The sequence below is a fragment of the Kitasatospora sp. NA04385 genome (assembly GCF_013364235.1).
Lineage (GTDB): Bacteria > Actinomycetota > Actinomycetes > Streptomycetales > Streptomycetaceae > Kitasatospora.
Genome location: NZ_CP054919.1, coordinates 1,601,877 through 1,619,677, shown reverse-complemented (window position 1 = coordinate 1,619,677; position 17,801 = coordinate 1,601,877). Strand labels below are relative to the sequence as shown.

Genomic DNA, 17,801 nt, shown 5'->3' with positions numbered 1-17,801 from the left:
GGTCCGCCAACACCGCACGCACCGGCCTCAGTTGCCGCCCCGCCGACCGCCCGACCCCCGCTGACGATCCGGCCCCCGCCGACGATCCGGCCCCGGCCGACCGTCCGGCCCCCGGCGGCGGAACAGCCCCACCACCCCGTCCCGGGCGAGGCCCGCCAACCCCGTCACGAGCAGCAGCGCCACGACGACGGCCAGCAGGCTCTGGACGTTCGCCGCGACGGGCAGTCCGAGGCGGAGCAGGCCGACCGCCGTCCCGCCGAGGAAGAGCGCGGTGCCCGCCAGCTCCGCGGCCACCCGGTGCCGCGGCGTGGTCCCGCGCCGCCCCCGGGCGACCTCGAAGCTCCCGCGGAAGAACCACCCGGCCACGGCCAGGGACTCACCCAGCACGATCAGCGGCGTCAGGCCCACGTCGAGCAACCACATCGGCATCCGACCACCTTCCCACGGCCGACCGCGGCGGTCATGCCACTTCCGGCGGAAGGCCGGGGCCGCTGCCGGTCCACCGCCGGCGCGCTAGGCGCCCGGCAGGTCGGCGGGGACCAGAAGTTGGAGGTCCTCGGTGGTGGGGGAGGGCAGGTGGGCGACCCGGGAGGCGTGGCGCTCGACCATCGTTTCGAAGACCTGGCGGGCGGTGCGGCCGTTGCCGAAGCCGGTGGAGCGGTCGATGGCGGCGAAGTGGGTGAGCAGGGCGCTCTCGGTGGCGTCGGCGAGCCGGTACTCGTGCTCGGCGGCCTGCGCGCGGGCGATGTCGAGCAGCTCGTCGGCGCTGTAGTCGGGGAAGGTGACGGTGCGCGAGAAGCGCGAGGACAGGCCGGGGTTGGCGGCCAGGAAGCGCTCCATCTCGACGGTGTAGCCCGCCACGATGACGACCACCTCGTCGCGGTGGTCCTCCATCAGCTTGACCAGGGTGTCGATCGCCTCCCGGCCGAAGTCCCGGCCGCCGTCCTCGGGGGCGAGCGCGTACGCCTCGTCGATGAACAGCACGCCGCCGCGGGCCCGGTCGAAGGCGGCGGCGGTGCGGATCGCGGTGGAGCCGATGTGCTCGCCCACCAGGTCCAGCCGGGCCACCTCGACCAGGTGGCCGCGCTGCAGGACGCCGAGCGAGGCGAGGATCTCGCCGTACAGGCGGGCCACCGTGGTCTTGCCGGTGCCGGGGGCGCCGGTGAAGACCAGGTGGCGGCGCGGCGAGGGCGCCTTGAGGCCGGCCCGCTGCCGGGCCCGGCCCACCGAGATCAGGTCGATCAGGGTGCGCACCTCCTGCTTGACCGTGGCCAGGCCCACCAGCGAGTCCAGTTCGGCCAGCGCCACGTCGGCCGGACGGCAGTCCGGGATCGGCCCGATCACCGCGGCCGCGGGCAGCGCGGGGACGGTGGTCCGGACGGCGGGGACGGGCGCGGCCGGCGGGGGAGCGGCCGCCGGGACGAGGGCGGGGACGGCCGGGAGGGCGGGCAGCGGCGCCGCGTCGTCCGAGGTGCAGCCCTCGGCGACCGGGCCCGGCTCGGAGAACTCGAAGCCCGCCCGGGCGTTGCGCTCGGCCCGGCAGCGCACCAGCTTCGTCCGGCAGCCGTCGATCACGTGGAAGCCGAAGCCGCCGCCCTGCGAGACCCGCACCGTGTCGAACTCGCCGCGCCCCTGCGCCGACACGTACACTCCGGCCTCGGCGGCGCCGCGCACCGTGCACTCGCGCAGCACCGGGTCGGCGCCCTTGGTGACGATCACGCCGGTCGCCACGTCCGCGATCTCGCAGTCGGTGAGCAGGCCGCCCGAGCCGTGGTCGCGGAACCACAGGCCGGTGCCCGCGCCCTGGATGCGGCAGCCCGACAGGTCGGCGCTCGCGCCGCCGCTGACCGAGACCGCCGAGGAGCGGATGCCGGTGAACGAGCAGTCCCGGACGGCCGCCGAGGAGCCCTGGTCGAGGACGAACAGCGCGTCGGGGAGGTCGTCCAGCGCGCAGTCGGCCAGCTCCAGGGCCGCGCCGTCGCTCACCCACAGCGCCGGGTAGTCGCCCTGCGCGGAGTGGAAGCGGCAGCCCTCGGCGAGCACCTTGGTGCCGCCGTCCCAGATCGACAGCGCGCCCCGGCCGAAGCCGTGCACCGTCACCTGGCGCAGCGTCAGCTTCGCGGCGCCGCGCAGGTCCGCCGCGTTCTCCGGCACCTCGTGCACCCGGCAGGAGGACAGCTCCAGTTCGGCGCCGGTGTCCAGGCTCAGGCCGTTGCCGGAGACCCGGTGCACCGTGCAGTCGGTCAGCCGGCCCACCGCCTGCGCCTCGGCCTGCACGCCCGAGCCGCGCACCTCGGAGACCTCGCAGCCGGTCAGCTCCGCCAGCGTCCCCGGGTCCGCCAGCAGGATGCCCGCCCCGCCGGCCCGGCGGACCTTCACCCGCTCCGCGCGCAGCCGGGAGCCGGCCAGCACCGCCACCCCGCTCTGCCCGGACGCCGCCACCTCGCAGTCCAGCAGCTCGGCCCGCGCCCGGGCACGCAGCCGCACCCCCAGGCCGGAGGGGTTCTCCACCACGCAGTTGACCAGCTGGGCGCGGGCGCCGTCGGCCAGCTCCACCCCCACCGAGGACGAGGTCTCCACCCGGCAGTCGGCCAGCACCGCGCCGTCCGCGCCCGCCAGCAGCACCGCCGGGGCCGAGCGGTCCGAGCCCTCCACGACCAGGTCGCGGACGGTCGCCGCCGCCGTCACCGTCAGGGCCGTGCCGCCGCGCACCGCGCTCTCCGGCGGCGAGATCCGCACGCTGCCCGGGCCCTGCTCGGCGACCAGCGTCACCGGCTTGTCGACCAGCACGGCCTCGCGGAACGTCCCCGCGCGCAGCGTCAGGGTGTCGCCGGGCTCGGCGACCTCCAGGGCCTCGCGCAGCGTGGCGTACTCCCCGCCGCGGCGGCGCCAACGCGAGGCGCTGTCCTGCGTGACCCGGACCCTGAGCTCACCCATGGCGATCTGTCATCCCCGCCTTCGTCGGTTGCGTCGGTTGCGCCGAGACGCTGCGCGATCGGCCCCACCGTAGCGCGCGGGGCGGACCGGGCGGACCGCCGCCTCGGTCCGCCGCCTCGGTCCGGCGCCCGGTTCAACGACCCGGGCCGGGGGTGGTTCCGGGTGCACGGAGCTGACGGCGCCCGGCCGGGGCCGGGTCAGCGGCGGTCCGGCAGCGGCGCCGGGACCTCCTCCAGCACCTCCACCGGGTCACCCACCGACAGCGTCCCCAGCACGTCCGCGCCAGCGGCCCGGACCGGCACCAGGTTCTGGCCGAACACCAGCTTCTGGCCGAAGCGGTGGTGGCGGCCCAGCGCCCGCAGCGGCTCCGGGCCGCGCCGCTCGCCGCTCTCCTGGTCGGTGGTGGTCACCACGCAGCGCCCGCACGGCTTGACCACCCGGAACTCCAGGCCGCCGACCCGGATGCGGCGCCAGCCGTCCTCGGCCCAGGCGGCGGTGCCGGAGACCACCAGGTTGGGGCGGAAGCGCTCCATCGGCAGCGGCGCCGCCTTGCGGGCGTCGTCCGGGTGGTCGGCGGCGATCCGGGCGTTCAGCTCGTCCAGCGAGCCGGTGGTGGTGAGCAGCAGCGGGAAGCCGTCCGCCATCGAGACGGTCTCGTCGGGGGCGGCGTACTTCGGGTTGATCGGACGGCTGGTGGCCGGGCGGTCCAGGTGCACCAGGCGGACCTCGCCGAGCTTCGCGGGCAGCCGTTCGGCCAGCCAGGCGGAGGTCTCCTTGGCGGCCTCGGCGGCCGGGAAGCGGGTGCCGAAGACGCTGACCTCGGCCTCGGGGGCGCCGCCGGACCGGGTCGGCACGGCCAGGGTGTGGACGGCGCCGTCCGGGCCGGTGAGGGTGAGCGAGGCGCCGTCGGCGGCCGGGGCGGGGCGGAACTGCCCGATCGAGGGCTCGTCGCGCTGGGTGAGCGCGGTGCCGTCGGCGCCGACCAGCATCCAGCGGCGGTCGCCGGCCAGGCCCCAGGGCTGCACCTGGGCGGACGGCGGGCTGAGCCGGTACATCGACTTGACCGGGTACAGGTGGAGGGCGGCGAGACTCGGCATGCCGACCATCCTGCCAGGCGGGCGGCCGGGCCCGGAACGGCGCTTCCCCGCACCCCGGCGGGGAGCCGGGAGGCGGGGAAGCGGCCGTGCGGAGCGGTGCGGTGCCGTGCGGTGCGCGGTGCCCGCCCGGGCGGGGTGCGCGGGCGGGCGGTGTGGGGGAGAGAAACGCGTCGTTGCGTGGTGACCTTGCCCCCCTGCGAGGGGTTCTCAGCCGGCCTGCGGGTACTGCCGGTACTGCGGGTACTGCTGCGGGGCCGCCGCCGGGCGCAGCGTGTTGCCGCCGAAGGACTGGTCGCCGAACGACTGCTGCTGCGGGGCCGGCTGGGCGCCGAACTGCTGCGAGTTGAAGGTCGGCGTGAAGCTCTGCGGGGCGGTGGCGAAACCGCTGCCCGGGGCCTGCGGCGCGGGGTACGCCTGGGCGGGCTGCGGCTGGAACTGCGCGGCCGGGCGCTGGCTGGGCAGGTAGCCCTGCGGGGCGCCCGCGTAGCCGTGCTGCGGCTGGGCCGGCACGTGCCCGTAGCCGGGCTGGGCCGGGACGTACGGGGCCGGGGCCGGGGTGCTGCTCGGGCCGGGGCCCAGCGCGAGACGGGCCGGAGGCAGCGCGGGCAGGTTCGACTGGGGGGCGTCGAAACCGGTGCCGAAACCGCTGCCGTAGGCGGAGGACCAGGAGGAGGCCGGGAGGGCCGGGGGCACGTTGATGGGTGCGATCTGCGGGATGCCGCGCTCTGCGACCAGGCTGTCGTAGATGGGCGTGCCGGAGGAGAAAGACGGAGGGGGGTAGCCGACTCCGTCGTAGGAGCGGGGCGAGGTCATGGGGCATACCGTAAGCCCACAACGTGCCTGCTGAGGAGAGCGGAACGGCCTGGAGTTCAACTGTTTACAGACTCTTCGCTCGCTTAAATCGGGCATTACCGGGCAGAGTTGGGCGAAAGGAGGTCCCGTTTCGGTCATCCGGGATCCATCGTCCGTGCACCACCCGCTCATCCGGTGCCGGGCAAAAGCCTCCGATCGGACGGGGGAAAGGCTCCGCCAAGGTTCCGTTAAGCCGGTAGTGGTCCAGACCGCCGAAAAGGCCGCCGGAACGGGTGCCGGCCCGGGCGGCGGGGAGCCGTCCGGGCCGGGCGGTGGTGCGGGAGGGCGCTCAGCGGGCCGCCGCCGCGGCGGCCTGGGCCGGGAAGCCCGGGCGGCCGGCCAGTTCGCTGGTGCAGTGGGCGCAGCGGGTCGCCGCGGCCGGGACGGTGCTGAGGCACTCGGGGCAGTCGGCCTTGGCCACCGGGGCGTCCTTGACCGGGTTGAAACGGTTCTGCAGTCGGCCGACCGGCAGCACGACGGCGAAGTAGATCACCGCGGCGACCAGCACGAAGCTGATCAGCGCCTGGAGGAACGCGCCGTACGGGAAGGTGACCCCGGTGACGGTGAACGACTCCTTGCTGAAGTCGCCGACCGCGCCGGAGGCGATGCCGATCAGCGGGGTCAGGAAGGCTGCGACGAAGCCGGTGACGACGGCCGTGAAGGCCGCGCCGATGACGATGCCGACCGCGAGGTCGACGACGTTGCCGCGCAGCAGGAAGCTGCGGAATCCCTTGAACATGGCAGCCATCCTGACGGTCCAACCTCCCTGCGGTCCAACCGAGTTCACCTGATCCGACTAATGGCCGAACCGCCTTGCGAGGATCGCTCAGGCGGGCGTGCCGGCCTCCTGGAGGGCTTCCCGGACGGCCGCCGCGAAGGGCTGGACACGCACCACCGCGTCGGCGACCCGGCGCACCGTCGCCGCGTCCATGTGCGACCACAGCGGGACGGTCAGCACCGAGGCCGCCAGCCGGTCGGTGCGCGGCAGTTCCTCCGCCTGCCCCAGGTGGGCGTACGCCTTCTGCCGGTTGACGGGCGGGAAGAAGTAGCGGCGGGTGTCGATGCCCTCGGCCTTCAGCGCCGCCGCCAGCTGCCGGTTGTCCAGGCCGAACGCCTCCGCGTCCAGGACCAGCGTGAGGTCCTTGAAGGTCGAGGTGTCGCCCTCCTCCGGCAGCGCCAGGCGCAGGCCGGGGACGCCGGCCACGACGCGGGCGAACTCGGCCACCAGCGCGCCTCGGTGGGCCACCCGCTCGGGCAGGCCGGCCAGCCAGGTCAGGCCGACCGCCGCGTGCAGCTCGCTCATCCGGGCGTTCAGGCCCGGGAACAGCGTGTCGTAGTCGCCCGGGTTGCCGTAGTCGCGGGCGGTGCGCAGGGTCTGCGCCAGCGCGGCGTCCCGGGTGGCGACCAGGCCGCCCTCGCCCGCCACCGCGACCTTCGTCGGGCTCATCGAGAACACCTCGGCCAGGCCGAAGTTGCCCACCGGCACGCCGCGCCGCTTCGAGCCCAGGCCGTGCGCCGCGTCGTACACCAGCGGCACCCCGGCCGCGTCGGCGATCCGCGCCAACTCCTCGGTCTGGCAGGGCGTCCCGTACACGTGGGTGGCCATCACCGCGGCGGGCGAGTCGGCGGCCTTCAGCCGGGCCTCCGCGTCGGCCGGGTCGAGCGTGATGTCCTGCTCCCGGGCCTCCGCGAACAGCGGGCTGCCACCCGCCCAGTGCGCGGCGTGCGCGGTCGCCGAGAAGGTGAAGCCCGGCATCAGCACCGGCCGCCGCCCGTCCACCCCCGCGGCCTGCAGCACCAGCATCAGCCCCGCCGTGCAGTTGGACACCGCCACCACGTGCGGCACCTCCAGCAGCTCGGCGGCCCGCTCCTCCAACCGGCGCACCGTCGGCCCGTTGGTGAGCATCCCGGAGTCCAGCACCTCGCCGAGCCGCCCGAGCAGCCCCTCCCGGTCGGGCACCTCCACCCGGGTCAGCGGCAGGCCGTCGGGGAAGGCGGGCGCACCGCCGAGGACGGCGGGTCGGTTCTGGTCGGTCGTCATGAGGTCGAGCCCCCCTGGGTTCGTGACGGATCCGGAGCGCCGACGGCGACCGGAAGCTCGGGGCCGTGGCGGGCGGCGCGCCACTGGCCCGGCTGGACCCGCCACAGCGGCGGGCGGCGGCTGCGTACCCGGCGGGCCGCGGCCGGCCGCGGGATCGCCAGCAGCACCAGGACCAGCGGCAGCACCTGCACCCGCTCGCGCGACAGGATGCCCATGTTGTTGATGGTCGAGAACGCCCAGCAGAACAGCAGCGTGTACACCACGGTGAAGGCGACGTACGAGCGCTGCACGAACAGCTTCGGGATCCGCGCCAGCTGCGGCCAGGCCCGGATGAACATCACCAGCAGCGCGAAGCACTCCACCGACTGGATCAGGTTCTGGATGTTCGACGCCTCGAACGGGAACGGCCGGAACAGCACGCTGACCACCGACATCGGCAGCTTCACCGGGTTCAGGCTGAACGCGGGCGCCGGCTCGTCCGCGGTGGCCGCGTTGATCACCGAGTCGCCCTGCGAGGTGCGCCGCGAGGTCTCAGACAGCACCTGGTTGACGGCGTCCCCGCCGGTGCCGTTGGTGCCGAAGAAGGTCGACACCTGTTGCAGCATCAGCGCCACGCCCACCGCCAGCACCGCAGCCGTCAGCACCGTGCGCAGCGGCCCCAGCGCCGACACCTGCCGCGGCCGCTTGCGCAGCAGGTACGCCACGCTCAGGCCCGCGCCCGCCAGCACCGTCACGTGCGGCCGCACCATCGCGGTGCCCAGCGAGCCCAGCGCGATGCACGCGAACGCGCCGAACCGCCGGTCCAGCAGCCGGGCCACCCCGTACGTGGTCAGGCCCAGGCAGAACATCATCCAGGCGTCCTTGCCGATGCTGGACGGCCAGAACAGCAGCGAGGGCAGGAAGAACACCAGCTTCGCGTAGCGCCGCGAGTCCGCCTCCGGGAAGGCGATCTGCAGCGCCCGCCAGAAGAACAGCAGCCCCCAGAAGCCCATCCAGGAGAACACCAGGAAGCCGCCCACCAGGGTCGGCCCGGTGACCGCGTACACCACGCCGGTGACGATGATGACGAAACCGGTGCCCGCGACCTTCATCCCCAGGTCGTAGTGCAGCCCGGCGGAGAAGTCCGTGGTGGTCAGGTACCGGGCCAGGTCGGAGCCCTTCTGGTGGTACATCTTGGCGTCCGCCGCGCCGCCGTACAGCACGAACGCCATCAGGTACCGCGGGAAGGCGCAGGCCAGCTTCGCCGCCATCGCCACCATCAGCAGCTTGAACACCCCGCGCTCCGGGTTGCCCGCCGCGACCCGGGCCAGGATCGGCGTCCCGACCGCCATCAGCGCGGGCGCCACCAGCAGCGCCCCCCAGGTGTCGTACGAGGTGTGCACCATCGCCAGCACGAACACCGTCACGTAGCCCAGCACCGCCACCCAGGCCAGCACCGTCAACCGGCCGCGCCGCAGGGACGCGCGCAGCCGGGCCGGGGCGAGCGAGCGCCCCGGCGGGCGCGAACGGGCGCGCCGGGCCGGGCGGGAACGGCCGACGAGCAGTGCCGCCATCAGAAGACCTCCAGGTCGCCGAGGCTGAACCGCCAGTCGGCGAGGGTGCGCCCGTCCGGCAGCGGACCGGTCGGGGTGCGGGCCGCCAGCACCATGCCGGTGCGCGGCGCCCGCACGCAGCCCGCCCGCAGGCCGACCGCGGCCGCCTCGGTGCCCGGCGCCAGGTGGGTCGCCGCGTGGTCGCAGCCGGCGGACGCCGCCACCCGCAGCAGCTGCGCCGCCGCGGCCCGGTCGCCCGGGCGGACGATCAGCTCGGACAGCGTGAACTCGGCCAGCGGGCCGCGCCGCCGCGGCCGCCCGAACGCCAACCCGACCAGCTCGCCGCCGCGTTCGACGCTCACCACCCGGTAGTCCAGGCCCGGCGCCGCCCCGTACCGCCAGGCCAGGTAGTCCGCGGTGCGCACCGTGCGCAGCCGCGGGTCGGCCGCGTCCGCCCCCTCCCGCTCGGCCAGCAGCTCCGCCAGCTGCCCCGCCCGCCGGGCGTCCGGCGCGGCCAGCCACCCGGCGGCGGACNGCAGTTCGCAGCGCGGCGGCCCCGAGGGGCCGGGCCGGCGGGACAGCGCCGCCCGGGCGCCCCGGGCGAACGACACCGGCCGGGCCACCCGCAGCGCCACCGGGACGCGCCCCAGCTCCCGCCAGCCCATCCTCAGGTAGCCGGGCAGGCTGTTCCCGTTCGGCGTGTTGAACACCAGCTCGGCCTCGCCGGAGACCTGTTCGAGCAGCTCGGTGGTCAGCCGCCGGAAGATCCCGCGCCCCTGGAAGTCCGGGTGCGTCGCGGTGTCCACCGGCCGCACCGCCCGCACCTCGCGGCCGCCCTCCCCGCGCCAGGACCAGCGCAGGAACAGCCGCACCCCCACCACCCGCCCGTCGTCCGCCACCGCGACCAGGCCCGGGCTCGACCCGAACGGGTTCGCCCGGTGCTTCCAGTCGAAGAACTCCGCGCTGCGCCGCCCGGTCGGGCCGCCCGCCAGCGAAGCCGTCAACAGCTCCAGCACCGCCGGCACGTCCGCCGACTCCAGCCCGCGGTACGTCAGTTCGCCACCCACGTCGTGCTCGTCCCCTCCGGACTCCGCCCCACCAGTCGGTTCAGTTCGCCAGGACCCGCGCGTACACCCGCTCGATCGCCCGCTGCGCGCCCGCCACGTCGAAGGACTCCGACCGCTCCCGGGCCGCCGCGCCCATCCGCTCCCGCAGGCCCGGATCGGCCGCCAGCGCGCCCAGCGCCGCCGCCAGCGCCGCCGGATCGCCCGGCGGCACCAGCCGGCCCTGCACGCCGTCGTCCAGCACCTCCGGCATGCCGCCGACCGCCGTCACCACCGACGGCAGGCCGGTGGTCATCGCCTCCATCAGCGCCACCGGCAGGCCCTCCTGCCGCGAGCTCAGACAGAACACGTCCCAGCCCGGCAGCAGCGCCGGCACGTCCGCGCGCATGCCCGCGAACAGCACGCCCCCGCCCGCCCGCGCCTTCAACTCGGCCTCCAGCGGCCCCGATCCGACCAGCACCAGCCGGGCGTCCGGCTGCCGCTCGCGCAGCAGCGCGAACGCCGCCAGCAGCGTCGCCTGGTCCTTCTTCGCCGTCAGGTTGCCGACCGTGCCGACCACCAGCGCGTCCGGCGGCAGCCCGAGCTCCGCCCGCGCCGCGCGCCGCGCCAGCCTGCGGGCGCCGCCCAGGTCGGGCCCGTGGTGCACCACGGTCAGCCACTCGCCCGCCCGGCGCCGCCCGACGCCCGCCGCCACCGCGTGCGACACCGCGATCACCGCGTCGTTGCGCCGGTACGTCAGCGCGTTCGCCCAGCGGGTCGGCAGCCGGTAGCGCTCCCACAGGTTGTGCTCGGTGTGCACCAGCCGGGTCCGCCGCCCGCCGGGCCGCAGCAGCCGCGCCGCCACCGCCGGCACCGGCATGTGGGTGTGCACCAGGTCGTAGCGGCGCTCCGCCAGCAGCGCCCGCAGCCGCAGCGGCCAGCGCCGCCCCGGCGCACCGCCCAGGCAGTGCACCGGCACGCCCGCCGCCGCCAGGTCCGGCACCAGCGCGTCCTTGTGCGGCAGCACGTACGCCACCTCGATGTCGTAGCGCGAACGGTCGGCGTGCCGCACGCAGTTGAGCAGCAGCTGCTCCGCCCCGCCCCGGCCCAGGCCCTTCGCCAGCCAGAGCACCCGGGCCCGCGACCCGCTCACCTGTCCTCGCCCAGCCGCAGCTGCATGGTGGTCTCCACCGGCTCCTCCGGCGGCAGCTCCACCGGACGCCGCCCCCAACTCGTCGTCCCGTCGTACCGGTCGCCGCCCTCGCCGCCCCCGTACGCCGGCTCGCCGCGCCGGCCGCCGTCCGCCCGCTGGTGCTCCACCCGGCGCGGCTCGGGCCGCCGGTGCTCGGGCCGCCGCGGCTCCGGACGGGCTGCTGCGCCGCACCGGCTCCGCGGCCGCCGGCCGCGGCAGCTCCGTCCGCTCCGGCGCCGGGCCCAGCGGCTGGCGCCCGCCCAGCCGCCCGGGCAGCCGCAGCGAGCGGTTGCGCCGCCCGGTGGCGACCTCCGCCCCCAGCAGCGCCACCCCCGCCACCGGCACCCCGGTGCGGGCCAGCAGCTCCGAGACCCGGTCCGCCTCCTCCGGGCGCACGTTGCCCGCCATCAGCGTCACCAGCACCGCGTCCGCGTGCTGCACCAGGTCGTACGCGTCGTTCGCGTTCAGCAGCGGCGAGGAGTCGATCAGCACCACGTCCGCGTGCCGCCGGGCCAGCGCCAGCACCTCCTCGGCGCGCAGCACCAGCGCCGCCGGGTACGCGGTGGTGTGGCCGCCGGTGATCATCGCCACGTTCGGCACCCGGGTCGGCCGGATCAGGTCCACCAGGTCGGTCAGCTGCTCGCCGGACAGCAGCTCCGCCATACCCGGGCCCTCGTCCATCCCGAAGTGCGAGGTCAGCTCCGGCTGCCGGAAGTCGCAGTCCAGCACCAGCACCTGACGGCCGGTCTCGCCCAGCGCCGCCGCCAGGTTCGCCACCGTGGTGGTCCGCCCGTCGCCCGAGCGCCCCGACATCACCAGCACCACCGGCGCCGGCTCCACCGCCCGCCGCACCCGCCGGTCGTCCGGGTCCAGCCCGCCCTGCCCGAACTGCGCGGACAGCGAGTCCGGGCCGGTCAGCAGCAGCGTCGAGCGCAGCGAACGGAACGCCTCGGTCGCCGGGTCCTCCGGACGGGCCGTCACCAGCGGCTCGCGCAGCCGGCGCAGGCGCCGCGACAGGCGCGGGATCTCGCCGATCACCGGCAGGTTGAACGCCTCCTCGGTGCCGTCCCGGGTCCGCAGCCGGGTGTCCATCCGGGACAGCATCAGCGCCGCCACCACGCCCAGCGCCAGGCCCAGCACCACCGCCAGCGCCAGCCGCACCCCGCGCGAGGGCGAGGAGAGCAGGCTGCCGCCCAGCTCCTTCGCGTCGATCGAACCCCACTGCTGGATCGCGTCGGTCTGGCTGTAGTTCTGCAGGTCCGCGATGGCGCCCAGGGTCTTGGTCAGCGCCGCCGTCGCCGTGGTCAGCTGCGGCTGCATCTTCGCCTGGTCGTTGGCGTTGGACCGGCTGAACGCCTTCTGCAGGTCGTCCAGCTGCGACTGCTGGGCGTCCGCCTGGGTGCGCAGCCGCTTGATCGACTCGTCGGCGCTCTTCTTCGACTCCTGCGCGTAACCGGTGATGGTCGCCTCGGCCAGCGCCTGCGCCAGCTCCGCGCAGGACGCCTGGGTCGGGCCGGTCGTGGTGAACAGCAGCATCTGGGTGGACTCCGCCGCCACCGTCCGGCGCGCGGTCAGCCCCGCCACGTCCGTCACGTGCAGCTTCTGGGCCGCCGCCGTGGTCACCGCGGAGCCCTGCGCGTACGACAGCACCTGGTCGGCCCGCACGGTGTCCGCCGCACCCGCCACCGGCGTGATCGCCACCTTGCACTGCCACTTGCCGTTGTCCACGGCGTTCCCGGCCGGCGTCAGCAGGAGGCCCACGACCAGCGCGGCCGCCGTACACGCGGCCAGCAGCCGCCAGTACCGCCGCAGAACGGTGAACAGATTTGCCGGTTCCACCGGTTGGTTCCCCTCGCCTCGTCACGGTGCACACGCGCCCCACGGCCGCACCCACCCCGGCGGGCGGCGCGCATCGGTCACGGCCGGGCCGCATGCGCCCCCCGGCTGCGGCAAGCAAACGAACGTCCAGAGGCCGCCCCTACGGCCCTCCCCTGCGCCCGATGCTTCCCGCCCCGGACCTGCGGCGCAAGCGCTTTGGCCATACTGACACCTGGGCCCGGTCGGATTCCGGACGCACGCAGGCGAACTGACGTGGAGTCATCAAGGGGCCGCCGGTCGGTTCGGCCACCGCCCGTCCCCGCGCCGTCAGGCCAGTGCGCGCCCGTAGAACCCGACCATCCGCGCCGAGACCTGCTCCAGCGTGTACCCGGCCAGGAAACGCGTCCGCGCCGCCTTCGCCCGCACCAGCGCCTCCCCGCGCTCCTCCAGCGCCCGCACCAGCGCCGCCGCCAGCTCCTCCGGCCGCTGCGGCGGCACCAGCAGCGCGCACTCCGCCGATCCCACCGTCTCGCGCAGCGCCGGCACGTCCGCGCACACCAGCGGCACCCCCACGCCCATCGCCTCCATCGCCGCGCTCCCCAACCCCTCCCAGCGCGAGGGCACCGCGAACACCTCGGCCGCCGCCATCAGGTCGAACACGTCGTCCCGCGGCCCCAGGAACCGCACGCCCCCCGTCGCCGCCGCCAACTCCTCCAGCCGCGCCGTCTCCGACCCCCGGCTCCCCGCCAGCAGCAGCACCGCGTCCGGCCGCGCCGCCCGCACCCGCGGCCACGCCGACACCAGCACGTCCAGCCCCTTCTGGTACTGCTGCCGGGCCGCCGCCAGCACCACCGGCACCTCCTCCGCCAACCCCAGCTCCGCCCGCACCCGGGCCCGCCGCTGCGGCGTCACCCCGCCCAGCAGCTGCGGGTCCCGGCCGCGCGGCACCACGTCGATCCGCCGCCGCGAGACCCGCAGCCGCGCCGCCATCACGTCCGCCACGTGCTCCGTCAGCGCGTGGAACCGGCGCACCCCCTGCGCCGTCACCGCGTCCACCGCCTGCGCCGCCCGCACCTTCCACGGGCTCAGCCCCCGCGCGTGCAGGTGCTCCGGCCCGTACGCCGAGTTCACCAGGCTCGACACCACCGGCACCCGCGCCCCCAGCGCGGCCGTCCGCCCCAGCACGTCCGACTCGTACAGCGTCGTGTGCACCAGGTCCGGCCGCAGCCGGCGGAACTCCGCCCGCAACGCCGCCACCCGCGCCCGCCGCGACCCGCGCAGCACCGGGTGCACCCCGGCGCCCGCCGCCCGCAACTCCTCCTGGAACCCGCCCGGCGACTCCTTCAGGAACGCCACGTGCAGGTCCACCCCCGAGCGGACCAGCAGCGGAGCCATCGCCACCAGCCCCTGCTCCGCCCCGCCGACCCGACTCACACTGTCGATCACGTAGACCACGCGCACCGTGCCAACCCCCCTCGCCCGGGCCACCCCCTGACCGCGCATCAGCATCCCAGCCCGACCCGCCCCGCGTCCCCTGAACCGGAGGAAACCCCCGCCTGGGGCTAGACGGGAACGGCGAAAGGCCCCGACAGGGGCTCGGGGAACGGCGAGCCCGGGTCTGCTGCCGGTGCACTGCCGTGGCGCGCATCGGCTTCGGGTTCCCTTAAAGACACGCAGCAGCACGAACCTCCGATGGGCTCCGACCACCAGCAGCACGGACCCGCCGTTCCCCGGGCCCCTGTATGTGCGCCTCCCGCCGTTCCCCCCGATCTCGCGTCCCGTCCCGGCTACTCTCTGGGCCATGGCCGACCCGCGGGTACTTCACGTCATCACCGACCCCAGGGCCCGCGGCGCGCAGCGCCTCGCCCGTGACCTGCACCGGGAGTTGCTGCGCCGCGGCCAGTCCTCCGAACTCGCCGCGCTGCACCCGCACCCCGACGCCGACCCCGGGGCGCCCGTCCCCGTGCTCGGCCCGTCCCGGCACCACCCCGCCACCCTGCGCGCCCTGCGCGCCGCCGCGGCCCGCGCCGACGTGGTGGTCGCGCACGGCTCCTCGACGCTCCAGGCCTGCGCACTGGGCCTGTTCGCCGCCCGCACCCCCTTCGTGTACGTCAACATCGGCGACCCCCGGCACTGGACGGCCGACCCGCTGCGCCGACTGCGGGTGGGCGCGTTCCTGCACCGCGCGGCCGCCGTCGCCGCGATCTCCCCGCACGCCGCGGACGTCCTGCGCACCCGCTTCCGGCTCCCCGCCCGCCGGCTGCGCACCCTCCCCAACGCCCGCCCCGCCGACCGCTTCCCGCCCGCCGCCGACCCCGCCGAGCGGGCCGCCGCCCGCGCCGGACTCGGCCTGCCCACCGCGGGCCCGCTGATCGCCTGGGTCGGCGCGCTCAGCCCGGAGAAGCGCCCCGACCTCGCGCTCGCCGCACACGCCCTGCTCCCCGCGGACACCCACCTCGCCCTGGCCGGCGAGGGCCCGCTGCGCGCCGCGCTCGCCCCGGGCCCGCGCACCCACCTGCTCGGCCCGCTGGCCGACCCCGCGCCGCTCTACCGGGCCGCCGACGTGCTGCTGCTGACCAGCGACTCCGAGGGCGTCCCGGGCGTGCTGATCGAGGCCGCCCTGGCCGGGCTCCCGGCGGTGGCCACCGACGTCGGCTGGGTCTCCGACGTGGTCCGCCCCGGCGAGGGCGGCCTGCTCGTCCCGCCCGGCGACCCCGCCGCCCTCGCCGACGCGCTGCGCACCCTGCTCGCCGCCGACCGCGCCCCGTACGCCGCCGCCGCCCGGGCCCACGCACTCGCCCACTTCGACCTCGACACCGTCACCACCGCCTGGCAGCACCTGCTGCGCGAGGTCGCCCGCTAGGGCCGGTCCGCCGTCTCGGCCTCGATCCAGTCCAGGTACGCGGCCGAGCCGGCGGCCACCGGCACGGCGACGACCTCCGGCGTGCCGTACGAGTGCCGCTCGACCAGGAACGCGGTCAGCCGTTCGGCCAGCGCGGCCCGGGTCTTGAGGTCGACCCGCCACTCCGCGCCGTCCCGCACCTCGCCGTCCCACCAGTACACCGACCGGACCGGGTACACCTGGGCGCAGGCCGCCAGCCGCTCGCGCACCGCCGCGGCGGCCAGCTCGCGGGCCCGGGCCTCGTCGTCGTGGGTGGTGGTCAGCACCAGGAACTCACGGTTCGTCATGGACCTCAGGCTAGGGCGCGACCGGCCGTGTCACGGCCGGATTCCGGCGGGTGTGCGAACCGTCCGGGTGCGGACCGGGGCCGACCCGCCGTCCGGGGCTCCCGTGTAACGGCGTCTGTCACAGCGCTGTACCGGACGTTCGGCGCCGCAACCGCCCGATAGCCGGACGCCGTGGTGATGCTTGCCGCCGACCGGCGGCCCACCGCACCGGACCACGGAGTACGAGATGAACGTCCGCAAGCCCGCAGCCCTCGTCGCCCTCGCCGCCTGCGCCGTCCTGGCCCTGACCGCCTGCGACCCCGAGGACGCCGGCTCCGCCGCGCCCGCCGCCACCACCGCCTCCGTCGCCGCCCCGCCCGCCACCGGCACCCCCGCCACCGGCGCGAGCACCCCCGCCGGCAAGGCCGCGACCGGCGGCGGCACCGGCGGCACGGTCGGCGCCGACGTGCCGATCTGCGGCAACTCCGAGAAGGAGAGCGACGTCAAGGCCGAGCTGACGCTCGACAGGAGCGCCAACCCGCGGATCAACGGCGTGATCAAGCTGACCAACACCAGCGGCCACGACTGCGTCGTCTACGGCGCCCCCGACCTGCGCATCAACCACGTGCCCACCGAGTTCATGAAGCTCAAGAGCGGCGTCCTGGGCGCGGGCAGCTTCGCCACCGACAAGGCCCACGGCACCGTGCTGCGCCCGGGCGTCCCGGTCTACCAGGCCGTCAGCTGGCTGGCCTCGCCGCCGGTCGCCCCCAACGCCACCTGCGCCACCGGCGACCTGCTGGAACTGGTGCGCAACGAGGGGGTGCTCGCGCTGACCATGGACGTCAAGGACGGCCGCTACTGCCCGGTCGCCGAGGAGGGCTCCGACCAGATCCAGATCAGTGTCCCGAAGGCCGGCGAGGCCGACGCCCGCGCCCAGTGGAAGCACGACGGCAAGTAGTCCGCCCCTTCCCCGACGCAGGTGGGCGCAGGAGCGGGGGCGCGCCCGTCCACCGGACCGACGGGAACCCCGTACGACCCCGAACCACCCGGCAGCGGAGCAGACGGGGCCTCGAACGCCCGACGAACGTTCGACCCGCACCGCCGCCGCACTGCTCCGATCCGGCGAATTCCGCCGACCGGAGCCCGATCACCTGGAACGCCGCACGCCCCGACTGCCAGTCTGCCGGGGTGAATCCGCTGCTCAGAACCACTGTCCTGCTCGCCGTCGCCGGGGGTCTGCTGACCGCCCCGGCCGCCGCCGAGGCCGCGTCCGGGTCCGTCCTGCCCCGACTGCCGCTCGGCCCGAACGGCCAGCAACTGCCCTCCCTCGGACACCAGTTCGGCGCCACCCGGCCGTCCGCGCCGACCCAGCAGCACGCGCCGACACCCGTCGCCGCCCCGCTGCAGCAGGCCGTGCCGCTCACGCCCGCGCCCGAGGCCCGGCGCGCCCACGAGGCCGTCGAGTTCTTCTGGTACGACTGCTCGCACTCCGCCCTGCTGGAGCAGCCGCTGACCCGCTGGGCCGCCAAGCACCAGGCGGACGTCACGCTGCGCCGCGTCCCCGCGGTCTGGCCCGGCAGCCCCGACGAGGCCGAACAGCGGGCCCACGCCCGGCTGTTCTACGCGCTGGACCGGATCGGCGAGGTCGACCGGCTGCAGGCCGCGGTGTTCCGCGCCGTCCGCGAGCAGCACACCGACCTGACCACCGAGCAGTCCGCCGCCGACTGGCTGGCCGGACAGGGCGTCGACGCGGCGAAGTTCCGGGCCGCCTACCGCTCCGCGGAGGTCGACCGGGCGGTGGAGGACGCGCCGAAGCTGTTCGCCCGGAACGAGATCACCGAGCTGCCCACCGTGGTCGTGGACGGCACCGGCCGGACGTCCCCCACCCGGGCCGGCGGCGTCGACGGCATGCCGTCCGCGCTCGACCAGCTGGTCGCCGAGCAGCCCGCCGGCTGACCGTCCCGCCGGCCGCCCGTCCCGTCGGCTGCCTGTCCCGCCGGCCGCCCGTCCCGCCGTCAACTCCCCGCCCGGACGGGTCGGTTCGGTCCGGAACCGTCCCGTACCGGGCTGAGCTGCCGCAATCTTCACCGAACCCGCCCCCGGCCCGCACACTCTGTGTCA

14 protein-coding genes are annotated in these 17,801 nt (G+C 75.9%); 3 read left to right on the top strand and 11 right to left on the bottom strand.

What is annotated here, in order from left to right; all coding sequences use genetic code 11:
* Positions 1–27: 27 nt before the first annotated feature.
* The 10 genes from HUT16_RS06965 to HUT16_RS06920 form a co-directional block, all read right to left on the bottom strand.
* Positions 28–429, bottom strand: coding sequence for a hypothetical protein (locus HUT16_RS06965; protein WP_176186501.1), 402 nt, complete (start codon positions 427–429; stop codon positions 28–30).
* Positions 430–513: 84 nt separating this feature from the next.
* The gene (locus tag HUT16_RS06960) at positions 514–2,937 is read right to left on the bottom strand and encodes a right-handed parallel beta-helix repeat-containing protein (RefSeq protein ID WP_176186499.1); all 2,424 of its coding nucleotides are present in this window, start codon (positions 2,935–2,937) and stop codon (positions 514–516) included.
* A 197-nt stretch (positions 2,938–3,134) separates the two neighbouring features.
* Complete coding sequence (locus HUT16_RS06955) at positions 3,135–4,034, bottom strand: MOSC domain-containing protein (RefSeq protein WP_176186497.1); 900 nt, start codon at positions 4,032–4,034, stop codon at positions 3,135–3,137.
* 207 nt (positions 4,035–4,241) lie between these two features.
* Positions 4,242–4,847: a DUF6643 family protein gene (locus tag HUT16_RS06950; RefSeq protein WP_176186496.1), complete on the bottom strand. Its 606-nt coding sequence runs from the start codon at positions 4,845–4,847 to the stop codon at positions 4,242–4,244.
* Positions 4,848–5,175: 328 nt separating this feature from the next.
* Positions 5,176–5,625 (bottom strand): large conductance mechanosensitive channel protein MscL, encoded by a 450-nt coding sequence (gene mscL, locus HUT16_RS06945; RefSeq protein ID WP_176186494.1) that lies wholly within the window; start codon positions 5,623–5,625, stop codon positions 5,176–5,178.
* Positions 5,626–5,712: 87 nt separating this feature from the next.
* Positions 5,713–6,927: a DegT/DnrJ/EryC1/StrS aminotransferase family protein gene (locus tag HUT16_RS06940; protein WP_176186492.1), complete on the bottom strand. Its 1,215-nt coding sequence runs from the start codon at positions 6,925–6,927 to the stop codon at positions 5,713–5,715.
* The gene (locus HUT16_RS06935) at positions 6,924–8,480 is read right to left on the bottom strand and encodes a hypothetical protein (RefSeq protein WP_176186490.1); all 1,557 of its coding nucleotides are present in this window, start codon (positions 8,478–8,480) and stop codon (positions 6,924–6,926) included. The genes HUT16_RS06940 and HUT16_RS06935 overlap by 4 nt, the downstream gene beginning before the upstream one ends.
* A complete protein-coding gene (locus tag HUT16_RS06930) occupies positions 8,480–9,526 on the bottom strand; it encodes a GNAT family N-acetyltransferase (RefSeq protein ID WP_176186488.1) in 1,047 nt (348 codons plus the stop codon). The genes HUT16_RS06935 and HUT16_RS06930 overlap by 1 nt, the downstream gene beginning before the upstream one ends.
* Before the next feature lie 40 nt (positions 9,527–9,566).
* The gene (locus tag HUT16_RS39130) at positions 9,567–12,533 is read right to left on the bottom strand and encodes a glycosyltransferase (RefSeq protein ID WP_176186486.1); all 2,967 of its coding nucleotides are present in this window, start codon (positions 12,531–12,533) and stop codon (positions 9,567–9,569) included.
* A gap of 306 nt (positions 12,534–12,839) precedes the next feature.
* The gene (locus HUT16_RS06920) at positions 12,840–13,958 is read right to left on the bottom strand and encodes a glycosyltransferase family 4 protein (RefSeq protein WP_254897673.1); all 1,119 of its coding nucleotides are present in this window, start codon (positions 13,956–13,958) and stop codon (positions 12,840–12,842) included.
* Positions 13,959–14,313: 355 nt separating this feature from the next.
* Here HUT16_RS06920 and HUT16_RS06915 point away from each other — a divergent pair, with 355 nt between their 5' ends.
* Positions 14,314–15,375 (top strand): glycosyltransferase, encoded by a 1,062-nt coding sequence (locus tag HUT16_RS06915; RefSeq protein ID WP_176186482.1) that lies wholly within the window; start codon positions 14,314–14,316, stop codon positions 15,373–15,375.
* Here HUT16_RS06915 and cutA read toward each other — a convergent pair.
* Positions 15,372–15,701, bottom strand: coding sequence for a divalent-cation tolerance protein CutA (cutA, locus tag HUT16_RS06910; RefSeq protein ID WP_176186480.1), 330 nt, complete (start codon positions 15,699–15,701; stop codon positions 15,372–15,374). The genes HUT16_RS06915 and cutA overlap by 4 nt on opposite strands.
* 226 nt (positions 15,702–15,927) lie before the next feature.
* Here cutA and HUT16_RS06905 point away from each other — a divergent pair, with 226 nt between their 5' ends.
* Positions 15,928–16,638 (top strand): hypothetical protein, encoded by a 711-nt coding sequence (locus HUT16_RS06905; RefSeq protein WP_176186478.1) that lies wholly within the window; start codon positions 15,928–15,930, stop codon positions 16,636–16,638.
* 230 nt (positions 16,639–16,868) lie between these two features.
* The gene (locus HUT16_RS06900; protein ID WP_176186476.1) at positions 16,869–17,636 is read left to right on the top strand and encodes a thiol:disulfide interchange protein DsbA/DsbL; all 768 of its coding nucleotides are present in this window, start codon (positions 16,869–16,871) and stop codon (positions 17,634–17,636) included.
* Positions 17,637–17,801: the final 165 nt, after the last annotated feature.

What these genes read in the sequence shown, in the direction of transcription:
- HUT16_RS06935 (WP_176186490.1), bottom strand. Translation starts at nt 8,480, where the DNA reads ATGGCGGCACTGCTCGTCGGCCGTTCCCGCCCGGCCCGGCGCGCCCGT.
- mscL (WP_176186494.1), bottom strand. Translation starts at nt 5,625, where the DNA reads ATGTTCAAGGGATTCCGCAGCTTCCTGCTGCGCGGCAACGTCGTCGAC.
- HUT16_RS06915 (WP_176186482.1), top strand. Translation starts at nt 14,314, where the DNA reads ATGGCCGACCCGCGGGTACTTCACGTCATCACCGACCCCAGGGCCCGC.
- HUT16_RS06940 (WP_176186492.1), bottom strand. Translation starts at nt 6,927, where the DNA reads ATGACGACCGACCAGAACCGACCCGCCGTCCTCGGCGGTGCGCCCGCC.
- cutA (WP_176186480.1), bottom strand. Translation starts at nt 15,701, where the DNA reads ATGACGAACCGTGAGTTCCTGGTGCTGACCACCACCCACGACGACGAG.
- HUT16_RS06965 (WP_176186501.1), bottom strand. Translation starts at nt 429, where the DNA reads ATGCCGATGTGGTTGCTCGACGTGGGCCTGACGCCGCTGATCGTGCTG.
- HUT16_RS06955 (WP_176186497.1), bottom strand. Translation starts at nt 4,034, where the DNA reads ATGCCGAGTCTCGCCGCCCTCCACCTGTACCCGGTCAAGTCGATGTAC.
- HUT16_RS06905 (WP_176186478.1), top strand. Translation starts at nt 15,928, where the DNA reads ATGAACGTCCGCAAGCCCGCAGCCCTCGTCGCCCTCGCCGCCTGCGCC.
- HUT16_RS06950 (WP_176186496.1), bottom strand. Translation starts at nt 4,847, where the DNA reads ATGACCTCGCCCCGCTCCTACGACGGAGTCGGCTACCCCCCTCCGTCT.
- HUT16_RS06960 (WP_176186499.1), bottom strand. Translation starts at nt 2,937, where the DNA reads ATGGGTGAGCTCAGGGTCCGGGTCACGCAGGACAGCGCCTCGCGTTGG.